The organism is Alkalihalobacterium sp. TH-98 (assembly GCF_057473385.1).
This window is the reverse complement of record NZ_JBYCKM010000004.1, coordinates 119,497-132,369: the sequence shown is the minus strand read 5'-3', so window position 1 is coordinate 132,369 and position 12,873 is coordinate 119,497. Positions and strand designations below refer to the sequence as shown.

Annotated in this window: 16 protein-coding genes; 9 read left to right on the top strand and 7 right to left on the bottom strand. The window is 37.2% G+C overall.

The genetic code is table 11. The features are described from left to right. Positions 1–161: 161 nt before the first annotated feature. From AC2VNP_RS01250 to yugI, 4 genes are all read left to right on the top strand, one after another. Positions 162–497, top strand: a complete 336-nt coding sequence (locus AC2VNP_RS01250; RefSeq protein ID WP_486915351.1) for a hypothetical protein — start codon at positions 162–164, stop codon at positions 495–497. A gap of 301 nt (positions 498–798) precedes the next feature. After that, positions 799–1,593: a hydroxyethylthiazole kinase gene (gene thiM / locus AC2VNP_RS01245; RefSeq protein WP_486915349.1), complete on the top strand. Its 795-nt coding sequence runs from the start codon at positions 799–801 to the stop codon at positions 1,591–1,593. A 10-nt stretch (positions 1,594–1,603) separates the two neighbouring features. Then, complete coding sequence (locus AC2VNP_RS01240) at positions 1,604–2,812, top strand: DEAD/DEAH box helicase (protein WP_486915347.1); 1,209 nt, start codon at positions 1,604–1,606, stop codon at positions 2,810–2,812. A gap of 70 nt (positions 2,813–2,882) precedes the next feature. Continuing rightward, the gene (gene yugI / locus AC2VNP_RS01235) at positions 2,883–3,308 is read left to right on the top strand and encodes a S1 domain-containing post-transcriptional regulator GSP13 (protein ID WP_486915345.1); all 426 of its coding nucleotides are present in this window, start codon (positions 2,883–2,885) and stop codon (positions 3,306–3,308) included. 82 nt (positions 3,309–3,390) lie between these two features. Here the strand turns inward: yugI and AC2VNP_RS01230 are convergent, their stop codons facing one another. Next, positions 3,391–3,618: a DUF378 domain-containing protein gene (locus AC2VNP_RS01230; protein ID WP_075387890.1), complete on the bottom strand. Its 228-nt coding sequence runs from the start codon at positions 3,616–3,618 to the stop codon at positions 3,391–3,393. 244 nt (positions 3,619–3,862) lie between these two features. Here AC2VNP_RS01230 and AC2VNP_RS01225 point away from each other — a divergent pair, with 244 nt between their 5' ends. From AC2VNP_RS01225 to AC2VNP_RS01215, 3 genes are all read left to right on the top strand, one after another. After that, positions 3,863–5,026: an iron-containing alcohol dehydrogenase gene (locus AC2VNP_RS01225; protein WP_486915343.1), complete on the top strand. Its 1,164-nt coding sequence runs from the start codon at positions 3,863–3,865 to the stop codon at positions 5,024–5,026. Between the two features lie 86 nt (positions 5,027–5,112). After that, positions 5,113–6,465: a glucose-6-phosphate isomerase gene (locus tag AC2VNP_RS01220; protein ID WP_486915341.1), complete on the top strand. Its 1,353-nt coding sequence runs from the start codon at positions 5,113–5,115 to the stop codon at positions 6,463–6,465. Positions 6,466–6,597: 132 nt separating this feature from the next. Further along, complete coding sequence (locus tag AC2VNP_RS01215; RefSeq protein WP_486915339.1) at positions 6,598–7,008, top strand: YugN-like family protein; 411 nt, start codon at positions 6,598–6,600, stop codon at positions 7,006–7,008. 275 nt (positions 7,009–7,283) lie between these two features. On the opposite strand, the gene AC2VNP_RS01210 is transcribed toward AC2VNP_RS01215, so the two are convergent. Further along, positions 7,284–7,433 (bottom strand): hypothetical protein, encoded by a 150-nt coding sequence (locus AC2VNP_RS01210; protein ID WP_486915337.1) that lies wholly within the window; start codon positions 7,431–7,433, stop codon positions 7,284–7,286. Between the two features lie 294 nt (positions 7,434–7,727). On the opposite strand from AC2VNP_RS01210, the gene AC2VNP_RS01205 reads away from it, so the two are divergent. Next, positions 7,728–7,916, top strand: coding sequence for a hypothetical protein (locus tag AC2VNP_RS01205; protein ID WP_486915336.1), 189 nt, complete (start codon positions 7,728–7,730; stop codon positions 7,914–7,916). Next, the gene (locus AC2VNP_RS01200; protein ID WP_486915334.1) at positions 7,909–8,475 is read left to right on the top strand and encodes a hypothetical protein; all 567 of its coding nucleotides are present in this window, start codon (positions 7,909–7,911) and stop codon (positions 8,473–8,475) included. The genes AC2VNP_RS01205 and AC2VNP_RS01200 overlap by 8 nt, the downstream gene beginning before the upstream one ends. 110 nt (positions 8,476–8,585) lie before the next feature. On the opposite strand, the gene AC2VNP_RS01195 is transcribed toward AC2VNP_RS01200, so the two are convergent. From AC2VNP_RS01195 to AC2VNP_RS01175, 5 genes are read right to left on the bottom strand one after another with little or no spacing between them, the layout of a single operon-like run. Beyond that, positions 8,586–9,530 carry a FixH family protein gene (locus AC2VNP_RS01195; RefSeq protein WP_486915332.1) on the bottom strand — a complete coding sequence of 315 codons (945 nt, stop codon included), beginning with the start codon at positions 9,528–9,530 and terminating at the stop codon, positions 8,586–8,588. Continuing rightward, the gene (locus AC2VNP_RS01190) at positions 9,527–10,198 is read right to left on the bottom strand and encodes an ABC transporter ATP-binding protein (protein WP_486915330.1); all 672 of its coding nucleotides are present in this window, start codon (positions 10,196–10,198) and stop codon (positions 9,527–9,529) included. The genes AC2VNP_RS01195 and AC2VNP_RS01190 overlap by 4 nt, the downstream gene beginning before the upstream one ends. Beyond that, positions 10,195–10,995, bottom strand: a complete 801-nt coding sequence (locus AC2VNP_RS01185) for a copper ABC transporter permease (protein ID WP_486915329.1) — start codon at positions 10,993–10,995, stop codon at positions 10,195–10,197. The genes AC2VNP_RS01190 and AC2VNP_RS01185 overlap by 4 nt, the downstream gene beginning before the upstream one ends. Then, entirely contained in the window at positions 10,992–12,293 is a 1,302-nt protein-coding gene (gene nosD, locus AC2VNP_RS01180; RefSeq protein WP_486915327.1) for a nitrous oxide reductase family maturation protein NosD, read from the bottom strand. Before nosD ends, AC2VNP_RS01185 begins: the two co-directional genes overlap by 4 nt. Next, positions 12,293–12,853 (bottom strand): hypothetical protein, encoded by a 561-nt coding sequence (locus tag AC2VNP_RS01175; protein ID WP_486915325.1) that lies wholly within the window; start codon positions 12,851–12,853, stop codon positions 12,293–12,295. Before AC2VNP_RS01175 ends, nosD begins: the two co-directional genes overlap by 1 nt. Positions 12,854–12,873 lie beyond the last annotated feature (20 nt).

Here is a 12,873-nt window from a genome sequence, read left to right as displayed (position 1 = left end):
GTCTAAGTTGAGGTTTAGGGCAGGTGAATTCCTGAAAACTGGTAAAAATAAGGTCTAAATTGAAGTTTAGAGCAGGTATATACTTGTAACTGGTAAAAAATGAACCTAAGTTGGGGTATAGATCAGAAATATTCCTATAGCTGGTAAAAACAGAACCTAAGTTGGAGTTTAGAGCAGAAATATCCCTTAAACTGGTAAAAACAGACCCTAAGTTGGGATTTAGAGTAGAAATATCCCTGAAACTGGTAAAAAATGAACCTAAGTTGAGGTTTAGAGTAGAAATATCCCTGAAACTGGTAAAAAATGAACCTAAGTTGAAGTTTAGAGCAGAAATATCCCTTAAACTGGTAAAAAATGATCCTAAGTTGAGGTTTAGAGTAGAAATATCCCTTAAACTGGTAAAAAATGATCCTAAGTTGAGGTTTAGAACAGAAATATCCCTGAAACTGGTAAAAACAGAATCTAAGTTGGGGTTTAGAGCAGAAATATTCCTGTAACTGGAAAAATTGGATACTAAGTTGAAGTTTAGAACAAGGCTATTCCAAAAACCAGAAGAAGTCTCTGAGTTATGATGTACAACATTGTAATAAATCGAAATATTACCGGTGCAACCTACACTCATCTCAACATACTCACACATTCCCAACATTTATCAATTACAATCAAAACAATAAAAAAAGACAAGGCGTTTACACCTTGTCTTAAAAGGGGGAATACTATATGGTAGTAAACAGTTATTCCCCGATATTTATGACTTTATACAAAATCCAGTAAAATAAATTAATTGAGGTGTTAATTATGTATATTTTTGAAAAAATAAAGGTAGATCAGCCACTGATACATTGTATGACCAATGTTGTCGTTACGAATTTTACTGCGAATGGACTCCTTGCGATTGGAGCATCACCCGTCATGGCCTATGCGAAAGAAGAAGTTCAAGATCTTGCTCAAATGGCTGGGGCACTATTATTAAATATCGGTACATTAAATAATGAACAAGTGGACGCGATGATATTAGCAGGACAAGCCGCAAACAAAGCAGGTGTTCCGGTTATTTTAGATCCAGTCGGTGCGGGTGCTACCTCTTATCGAACGGAGACGACTAAACGAATTCTCTCCGCAATAAACATTGATGTCCTGCGTGGAAATGGTGGAGAAATTGCCGCTCTCCTAGGTGAAAGTGGTATGATAAAGGGTGTCGATGGCTCAACAACACTTCCGAAAGATGTTTTAGCGAAAAAGGCAAAAGAAATTTTTAATACAATTACAGTCATTACAGGAGAAACGGACGTTGTTACAGACGGTGAACAAACGTATGAAATAGCAAATGGGCATCCGTGGATGACAAAAGTGGTTGGAACAGGATGTTTACTTGGCGCAGTATTAGGTGCATTTCTCTCGGTGAATAAACAAGAAAATCAAGTGCAAACGTTAGCTGAAGGATTAGCTTTTTATGGCATCGCAGGAGAAATCGCATATGAACAATCCAAAGAAAAAGGGATAGGTACATATCAAGAAGCCTTTTTAAATGTATTACATCAAATGAATGTTGAACAATATGAACAATATAAGAAGTTTTTAATTATAGAATAGAGGGATATTTGTGAGTAAAACATTTTTAGATTTAGGGTTAAACGAACGCTATGTAGAAGTTTTAAACGCTAAAGGAATAGAAGCACCGACAGAAATTCAACAACAGGGCATACCAGCCATAATCGAAGGCAAAAACGTAGTGCTCCATTCTCAAACCGGCAGTGGCAAAACGTTAGCTTTCGTCCTCCCATTATTGGAGAAGCTCGATGAAACGAAAAAGGATCTTCAAGCATTAATTGTCGCACCAACACAAGAGTTGGCAATGCAAATTTTTCAAGAAGTAAAAGATTTAACAAAAGATACGCCATATGACGTGGAAGCGTTTATCGGCAGCGGTAACATCAAACGTCAGTTAGAAAAATTAAAAAAGGTAAAACCGCAATTAGTTGTCGGGACACCGCGTCGAATTATTGAACTAGCTGAATCAAAATTAAAGATGCATCATGTACAAGCTGTTGTTTTTGATGAGGCCGATCGACAAATTCTAGATAGAAAAAGTAATGAAGACTATGTACAGTTAGAGCGTAAAATGCCTGGAAACTGCCAATTTATTTTTGCATCAGCAACCGCGACGCCAGAGCTGATGAACCGCCTCTCTCAAAAGGTCTCTGACCCCGTTTTCATTTCTGTAGATGAGGGTATAGTCAAAAATAAGATCGAACATTTATTTATTGTCGGTGACAGAAGACAACAAATTGAGCAACTTCGAGGAATGATCCGCAATTTAAACATTTCAAGAGGGATGGTATTTGTTAACAACTTAGAAAGAGTAAAGGAAACTGTTGATAAACTTAATTATCATGGAGTTAAAGCGGGCGCGCTTTCAAGTGAGCAAGACAAATTTCAAAGAGCCGATGTAATGGAAAAGTTCAGTAAAGGAGAACTTCAAATTCTAGTGGCAACGGATGTTGCTGCTCGTGGAATTGATATTCAAAATGTTACGCATGTGATTAATCTCCAATTGACTGACGAGAAAGAAGGATACTTACACCGTGCAGGCCGAACGGGACGGATGGGGAAAGAAGGAACTGTTATTTCAATCATCACAAAGCACGAAATCAATAAATTAAAAAAGTGGGCGCAAGCTTTTGAAATCACACTTCATGAAAAGCAATATCAATATGGTAAAATAACGGATTATAAAAAGGATCAAAGTCCTCAAAACCGAAATTCAAAACCTGTTTATTCAAAGGATAAGAAACAGTCGGCTAAAAAGTAATATTTTTGATTTAATATTAAAGTTATGTTAGACTAAGAAGGTTAAAAAATATTTAGGAGTTGTATATTGTATGGTAGCAAATTTAGAAGTAGGTAGCATCGTAGAAGGTAAAGTAACTGGTGTTAAAGCGTTTGGTGCGTTTGTAGCATTAGATGAAAACACACAAGGACTAGTTCACATTTCTGAAGTAGCCCACGGTTTCGTTAAGGATATTAATGAAGTTTTATCAGTAGGAGACGAGGTGAAAGTTAAGGTATTAACAATCGATGAGAACACGAAAAAGATTTCTTTATCTATTCGTGCAACTCAACCGGCTCCAGAGCGTCCAGAAAGAAAAGAGCGTCCAGCTCGTCCAGCTCGTCCACAAGGCGGCGGTAGAAAGCAAGAAAAACAAAGTGCAACTCAAGGTTTCAACACGCTTGAAGATAAGCTAAAAGATTGGTTAAAACAATCTAACGAAATTCAAGCAGAATTAAACAAACGCTCTAAGCGTTAATCTAATAACAAAAAGGAGAGACCTGCTCGGAAACAGGTCTCTCTTTTTTTTCCATAAATATTAATTTGGAATCATTTACATATTAACGCTCTGGTTGAGGACTTCTTTCCAGCTCTTCATCAGGCTTAAAGAGAATGGAAATACAATAAAGTCCAGCTAAACCAACAAGTGCATAAATAAAGCGGGAGAAACCAGCTGCCTGACCACCAAAGATTGCAGCCACCAGGTCAAATCGGAAGAAACCAATTAAACCCCAGTTGATAGCTCCAATGATTGCCAATACTAAAGCTGTACGCTGAATGCCACTCATAACATCCACCTCCGTCATTTTTTGTAGCACTGATAAAGATTGTGCTCTTTTTTTAGAATGAGGTATTTTATATAGAAATATGCATTCAGCAAATTTCTTTCTAAATTACAAAAATTTAAACCGTTGTTTAAGAGGATTTTGCTGTTAAATATCTAATAAGAACTAAATAGTATCTTTTCGTATCTAGATTGTTGCAACGAAGAGGTTTCTCGTTAATAATAATGGTGAAGGGAGTTGTATATACATGCAATCATTTGCGTTTGTTAACCCAACAAAATTAATTTTTGGTAAAGGTCAGATCGAACAACTCAGTAAAGAAGTAAAAAGGTTTGGTACTCGTGTACTTCTTGTTTATGGTGGAGGAAGTATTAAGCGAAATGGTGTTTATGATGACGTTCTTAATGAACTTGAAAAAATAAATGCTCATATCGTTGAATTACCTGGTGTTGAACCAAATCCGAGACTTACTACTGTACAAAAGGGAATCGATTTATGTCGCCAAGAAGAGATTGACTTCGTATTAGCTGTAGGTGGCGGTAGTGTCATAGATGCCGCTAAAGCGATCGTGGTTGGAGCTAAATATGATGGGGACATTTGGGATGTTATTACGAGAAAAGCACGCCCAACAGGTGGATTACCATTAGGGACTGTTTTAACTTTAGCAGCCACAGGTTCTGAAATGAATGCAAACTCCGTAATTACTAATTGGGAACTTAACCAGAAAGTAGGCTGGGCTAGTCCATATTCTTTCCCAAAATTTTCAATTCTTGATCCAGCTTATACGTTTTCAGTTCCTAAGGATCAAACGATTTATGGAATTGTCGATATGATGAGCCATGTACTTGAAGCTTATTTCCATCAAACAGCAAATACACCGCTTCAAGATCGGATTTGTGAGTCCATTCTAACAACTGTTATGGAAGTTGGTCCGAAACTTGTGGAAGACTTACATAATTATGATTATCGTGAAACAATATTATATTGCGGTACGATGGCACTGAATGGTTTTACGCAAATGGGTGCTCGTGGGGATTGGGCGACACATAATATTGAGCATGCCGTTTCTGCTGTCTATGATATCCCGCATGGTGGCGGACTCGCAATTTTATTCCCGCATTGGATTAAATACGCAATGTCGGAAAACTTAGACCGTCATGTTCAGCTGGCAACGCGTGTCTTTGGAGTAGAACCAGAAGGGAAAACGGATGAGCAAATCGCATTAGAAGGTGTTGAAAAACTTTCAGCATTCTGGACAAGCATTGGTGCCCCTGCACGTTTAGCTGATTATGATATTGATGATAGTCGCGTGGAGGAAATGGCAGAGATTGCTGCTCTGTTTGGTGACTTTGGAAACTTTAAGAAATTAAATAAAGAAGATACAGCTAAAATATTAACAGCTGCTCTTTAAAAAGAGCATGTTACCTTGATGTAAAGGAAAAGCTATTAGAGTAGAGAGAGTGGAGAATGTATTTCAATTTAGGAGGATCAACATTAATGAGTACGATACGCTTTGATTATTCAAAAGCTACACCATTTTTCAACCAACATGAAATTGACTATTTAAGCGGAGCTGTAGAAACAGCACATCAGCAATTACATAATGGAACTGGAGCAGGAAATGATTATATTGGGTGGGTGGATCTTCCTGTTAACTATGATAAAGAAGAATTTTCACGCATTCAACAAGCTGCACAAAAAATCAAGTCAGACTCTGATGTTTTATTAGTAATTGGAATTGGCGGATCTTATTTAGGTGCAAGAGCTGCTTTAGAAGCACTTCAGCATTCTTTTTATAATGTATTAGAGAAAGAGAAACGCGAAACGCCACAAATATTCTTTGTAGGTAACAATATTAGCTCCACTTATATGAAAGATTTGTTAACTGTCATTGAAGGAAAAGATGTTTCTCTTAACGTCATTTCTAAATCAGGAACAACGACAGAACCTGCGATTGCTTTTCGTATTTTCCGCGATTACTTAGAGAAGAAATACGGTAAGGAAGAAGCGACGAAGCGCATTTATGCGACAACCGATAAAGCAAAAGGCGCATTAAAAACAGTTGCGACAGAAGAAGGGTATCAAACGTTCGTCATTCCTGATGATGTGGGTGGACGCTTCTCTGTACTTACAGCAGTAGGTCTGCTTCCGCTTGCAGCAGCGGGTATCGATATTGAGGCGATGATGAAAGGGGCACAAGATGCACGCGAGGCATACAGTAACCCAAGTCTTTCAGAAAACGAAGCCTATCAATACGCGGCAGTCCGTAACGTCCTTTATAATAAAGGAAAAACGATTGAGTTAATGGTCAACTATGAACCATCTCTTCAGTATGTTTCTGAATGGTGGAAACAATTGTATGGCGAAAGTGAAGGAAAAGACCAAAAAGGAATTTTCCCTGCGTCTGTGAACTTTTCAACAGACTTGCATTCGATGGGGCAGTATGTTCAAGACGGACGTCGCGATTTGTTTGAAACCATTATTAATGTAGAAAAAGTAAGAGAAGAAATGATTGTTGAAAAAGCGGATAATGATCTCGATGGGTTAAACTATTTAGCTGGTGAAACGGTCGATTTTGTTAATAAAAAAGCATTCCAAGGAACGATGCTAGCCCATACAGACGGCGGCGTTCCGAATTTAATTTTAAACGTTCCAGAAATGAACGAATATCATTTTGGATACATGGTGTACTTTTTTGAAAAAGCTTGTGCGATCAGTGGATATTTACTTGGCGTAAATCCATTTGATCAACCAGGGGTTGAAGCGTATAAAACGAATATGTTTGCACTTCTAGGTAAACCTGGTTTTGAAGCAGAAAAAGCAGAACTCGAAAAACGATTAAAAGACTAAGCGAACAATACTTCTGTATCTCAGTCCATACGTAAATAAAAATGTCTTGCCACTCGATTGAGTGTGCAGGGCATTTTTTAATGGAAAGAGGGTAAGCTAAAGGTAACAACGTGAGTGAAAGGATGAAGCAGGATGATCGAATTAAATTCTGCCATTGAGAATAAACAATTTAAGCTTCAACATTTGGAAGAGAAGTTGAAGCCACTTGGTTATATAATTGGTGGTAATTGGGATTATGATCATGGCTATTTTGACTACAAAATTAACCAAACGGTAGGAAACTATATTTTCTTACGAGTTCCCTTTACAGCTGTCGAGGGCGAGTTAGATCAAAAAGGAGTAAAAGTAGAAATAGGAAGACCATTCTTATTAAATCATGACTTCCAGGAATCACTCGATGACAACATTTTAGAATATAACTCATTTATGAACCAATTTTCTGAGCCGGAAAATAAAGATGCGGAAGTCCCGCAAGACATGATCGCTCATGGTCAAAGCTTAGTGCAAGAGCTTGAAGCAACCCTGCTGTTTTTTCCAAAATAAAAGTAAAAGGCGAACATACACGTTAATTAAACGTTTGTTTAAAGTAGCAAGGTGTCGAATTGTGACATACTGTGTCACTTTTCCGATATATTAGGAAGTTTCGCCGATATATTGAAAGTTACGCCGATAAAACAAACTTTACTCCTATATGTTCTTAATGTTTATTGTAAATTAATAAGATAGGTGAAATTTCATCGATCCAACGAAAAAACCACTACGATCTTCGAAAAGTAGTGGTTTTTTCTAAGGTCCAACATTAAATGCAAAGCTTTTTATTATTTCTTATCAATCGACTTCGCATCTTGCATCACTTCTTCTAAGACATCCATCTCAATCATGTCATCAGCAATCGATTTTTTCTTTTCTTCTTTATGTGGTTGCCGATCGTGGTTGTTTCGTGCAGCTTGCCTGTTCCAATCGCTCATAAAATTCACCTCCAACTTTAGGTTTTGAATAAGTGAATAGCTTCATTCATGTTTCTTTAGACCGAATTCGACATATGTCTAAATTACCGCATGGACGATATATTACCTTTATTTAAAAGGAAAGACCTATACCTATAAGGGTCTTACGGTTCAAATTTTAACGAATATATAAAGATAGATTGTTTGAATGAGAGATTAGTGATATGATTTTTAAGGTTATATAATATGTCGAATTATAATGAATTATAGCTTATATACTACTTTTCATTTCTATATTTTGAGGGGGAATACATAATGACGTTGTTAATCATTTTGTTGTTTTTAGCAAGTGCAGGTTTATTCGTTTATTCTTTTTTTGCCAAAGACTATCAATCTGAAGTTACTACCCAAGTCAGTAATGTTCAAATTAATCTAATGCGAGAAATTAATCAATTGAAAGATAAATTAAAAGAAGTGAAAGAAGGAGGGGTTAAACGTGGATAAGCATACAGCGCGTGGGTTGTCGATGGGATTTTTAATCGCAGGTATCGTCTTGTTAGTGTTTAAATCAATACTAGCCCCTGCTCAAACTACAGCTGAGGCACCAGAATTAAGCCAAGACATGATTGAGGCCTTTCTAAAAGAACATAATCTGCTCGTCGTGTCTCAACAAGATTATGAAACGATGATGGGTGGACAAGTTGAGGTAAATGTACCGGAAGAGCCTGTTGAAGAAGCAAAACAGGAAGAAAAAGCAGAAGAAAAGCAAGAAGTAAAAGAAGAAAAAGAAGAGAAACAAGAAGAAAAGAAAGAAGAAGTAAAAGAGGAAGAGAAAGAAGAGAAGCCTGTTAAACATAAGATCACAATCGCATCGGGAATGGTAAGTCATGATGTGGCACGAATGCTGAAAGAAAAAGGTCTTATTAAGGACACTTCAAAATTCGTAAGCAGAATAGAATCAAGAAATGCAGCTAAGTATGTTCAAATCGGTGAACATACATTAACTACAGATATGAGCATTGATGAGATCATTCAAGTCATTACTAAAGGTAGAGCTGGGTAAGGCGAAGGATTTAAATAGAAGGGTACTGTGAAGCTGCAGTACCCTTTTTTGTCTTTTAATTAGTGATATTTTTACCTCTCTCACTCCTCTCGTTTTATGTGTGTACGACCTTATTGCAAGTAGATTTGGATATCTAGCGACTCGATTTGTGAAGTGAGTAGTTCTTCGTATTCTTGATGAGCTAAATAGTTTATTTCTGCATCGACTGCAGTCGGCTGCTCGTCTCTCACTTTATCAATCATATCTTGTTGGACCTTCTGCGACAAAACGATGAGTTGGTACTGATTTTGTTGCTTCTCCCAAAATCGGTCTTCACCGTATTGTTGAATGAGTTCAATGGCAACAGGTTCATTGGTCAATTCATCTTTTACCTTGGCGATTTCAAGATCCACTTCTTCTTGGGTCGTGAGATGTCCTTTTTCAATTGCTAAAAGGGCAACAGCGCGAAGTCGAATAATTTGTGTCAACAATGTATTGACATTTCCAGCTTCTATTTCTTGGGCATCCCAAAATTTTAAGGCTTCATCTAATTCTTTTCCTTCATACCGTTCTTGGTCATTTTTACGGTAAAGAGCGATTTGTAAGACATTTATAAAGTGGTAAAATTCGAGATCTTCTCCTAATATCTCTTCGCCATTAATCGTCGATATAACTCCTTCTATGTTTTGTTCAGGGGGGTGAGGACTTTCTTTATGTGCCGTTTCGGATGGAATTTCAAACGTTAATAAATGTTCAAAGGTTTGTACACCATTAGACATCGTCAGTTGTGAGAGCCATTCCCCAGCCATCGGTAAATGTAAATTTACTTCATAAACCCCTTTGTCAATTTCTGTAAATTTGTGTTCAATGACCCCATGATCCATTCGTACCATCTCAAAGACTCCCGTGATAACGAGTCCTGTAAGTGGGTCTCCATTGTCAGATATATAAATTTTGAGAATATCCTCTTCATGCTGAGGTTCATATTCAATAATAGTCTCAATTCCTGAACTTGCAGTTGAGCTACATCCGGTAAAGAATAAGAGGAGAAGGAGTAATCCGAATAATTTTATCATTTTGTGTTCCCTCCAAAAGGCATGTGATTTGAAAACTCTTCAACGGTATACTTCGTAATATTTTTATCCTCTAAGTAAGCAATGTGCGAGCAAATTTGTCTGATTTCATCCATATGGTGAGAAGATAATAATATCGTTTTATTCTGTAAGGATTTTAAAATTTGAAGAATTTCTTCTCGTCCCATTGGATCAAGGCCGCTCGTCGGTTCATCCAAAATTAAGATCTCAGTATCGTAATAAAGCATAAGGCCTAATCCTAAACGTTGAAGCATTCCTTTAGAATAGCTTTTTACGGGCAGTGTTCGTGCTTCAAGTAAGTTGACTTGCTGTAACACAGCCGTAACTCTCTGTTCATCGAGTTCCTTTTCTGCTAGGGAAGCAAAGAAATACATATTTTCCTCACCTGTTAATTGTGGGTACAACTGAAACTTTTCTGGTAAGTAAGCGACCTTCTTCTTCCATCCGGTTTTTTTATTAGAGATCCCTCCGAGATGGACTTTACCTTGTTTCATAGGTAGAAGACCGAGAATGATATGAATTAACGTTGATTTACCTGCTCCATTTCGACCGACTAAGGCACAGAGTTCATTTTGTTGGACATTGAAACTAATATCCTCCAAAATTTTTGTTTGTTTGTAGCTATGGGTTACTTGCTCTACTGTAATCATTGTCTGTCCCCCTTATTTCGTAAAAAGACGGCTAGTTCAAAGGATACGACCATCCAAATGATGAGGTTGCTGATGAAGAAAAGTGATGGCGACATCCAGACCACTTTTTCCATCAAACGAGACATGTACTCTAATGAAAAGACTCCCAATGAAGTTTCCAAGAAAAAATTTAGCGTATGAAGAGGATCCAGAAAGTAAAAAACAGAAAAGATGGTTACGTTGGAATACGTGACATAAGGTAAGGCATAAAGAAAAATTAGGTCAACTAAAAATATGAAGAAAAACCAGATGAATGTATTGGCACCAACTAGTTGCATGCGGGTGTTGCAAAGACTTCCCATGAGAAATCCAATTTGGTTAAAAATTAGTAATAAGGCAGAAATCGAAATTAAGAAGTAGAGAAAATCGATGCTATTAAAAGATAAAAATAGTTTCATAGGTATAGCAAAGATAATGTACCAACTAATAAAAACACCTAACGTTATCCCGTGTATAGCAAAACTTTTCTTTAAAAGAAAACTACGGTACGACTCTTTTTTCGTCATGAGGATCATTAACGTCTTCAGTTCTTTCTCTTGCATAATCGTAAATGAGGCTAAAAACAAACTTAATAAAGGAATTAAGTAAATTTGCATTTCATAAAGAGATAGTAAAAAGACTTGAAATCCATGTTCGATCGGAAAACTTCGAGCTTCCAATAGTAAAAAAACAGATAAGATTATCACGATTCCAAGAGCTAACCAAAGACCTTTTGCTCGTGATAGCTCTTTCCACTCTTTTGCCAAATACATCATCATTTGTTTGTCCTCCTTTTCGAGTACAGTGCAATCCATAGGAGTATTAAAGGAGCGGTAACCCAAGCTAGTTGAAGGCTCGTATCCTGCTGTATTAACGGATGTTCATCGACAACCATCACTTCATCTTTATGGATTAATTGATTCATCTTTTCGTATACAGAAATCGTCGGGCTATTTAAAAAAAGGTAGACGAGTTCATTTTCTTGAATTAGACGGTAAAGAGACGAGCTATATTTCAATGGAGTATCCCCGATTCCGTTTTGATCTAAATCGAGTAATGGCATATTAGGACCCCAATTATTTCCGCGATGATGTTCACTCCAGTTCGTTTCCGGTACTCCGCCGACGGTAATAACGGAGGCGACATTTTTCAAAAAGGAATTTTCGGTAAAGGTTTGGTTCTTTGAACTTGCCCAAAGTTCCACACCAATTTGATTTTGTATAATATTATTTTTTTCAATGCGGTTATTTTGCGACTGATCAATAAAGAACGCGCGTTGGTTTTGGAAAAACTCATTTTCTGTAATGACATTATCGTTGGCTGATTGTAGAAGTAGACCAAATGAACGAGTGCTTTGGTTTAATGAAAATTCGTTATTTGCGATCAGATTATTTCTCGAGTTCATAATGGCAGCGCCACCAGTATTAAAACTAAACTGATTGTTCATAAATTGGTTGTCATCCGAATACATGAAATGTAATCCGTACCTTGTATGGGTTAATTTGTTATTTTTCACCTCGTTTTGATTCGAGTAATCAAAGAACAGCCCATCTCTTGTCCCTGTGACGATATTATCGATAAATTGGTTGCGGTTCGAATACGAGACGTGAATTCCATTACCTTGCCCGTGGATCGCGTTATTCCCTTGACCGTTCACAAATACAGTTTCAATGAGATTATCGTGAGCTTGGCTAAGATAGACACCGTGGTAGGCATCGGTAATCGTTATATTTTTCAAAACATTATGGTCGGAATGAACTTTTATTGCTGCAAACTCTTCTTCTGAATTTAAGGAGAAGCTACTATTTTGAACCGACACATTTTCAATTTGAACATTTTCTGCCATAATCGAAATCACGTTTCCTGTACCGTCACCGCGAATCACCGTTTCTTTTGAGCCAATAAGGGTAAGTGGCTTTGTAATGACGATGTTTCCATGGTAGATTTGATCAGCTAGTTCGATAACGCCATGTTCTGGAGCACTCTCAATTACTTTCTGCAGGTCATCTTGGGCAAATGTGAAAGTATGTCCGATGACAGAAAATAAGAGCAGGAACAAAGCCACTTTTTTTACCATTACTTTCTCTCCTTCCAAAGAGGATACAAGATGAGTAAAAAGGCAAAACCAATTAAATAAGACCCAAAACTAAAGGAACTATGCGTTACAAAATTAGCTAACGTGTTTTCTCCAATGACTGGAGGAACAAACGGGTCAATCGTGATCGGTGCTTTGGGGTCTAGCTCAGTTCCGAACTTCGTTAATGTTTGTTGAAGATGATAGAGTCCATAAGCACCAAAAGCTAGGAAGAGACTAATAAGGCCATAAAGCCACTTTTTATTCTGTAATAATGCGACAATGACGGTAAACACCGCTAATCCACCTATGATATAAGGTAAATACTGCAACTCTGGAAAAGTCGATTCACTAAAGTTGGCCATGCCAATATAGTGATTGAGGCTATTGATAATCTGAATTTCACCAACTAATTTGTAAGGGTAGACCAGGATATTTAACCCTTCTTGATATTGGGGAGCGTAAAATTTCATTCCCCACCAAGGTAAAAAGATTGAGATAACGATACATCCGGCAGCTATTAGTAAACTAACAACGGAGGGTAAAGATAGTTTAGTACTCATAAAGTTCACCTCACTAAAAG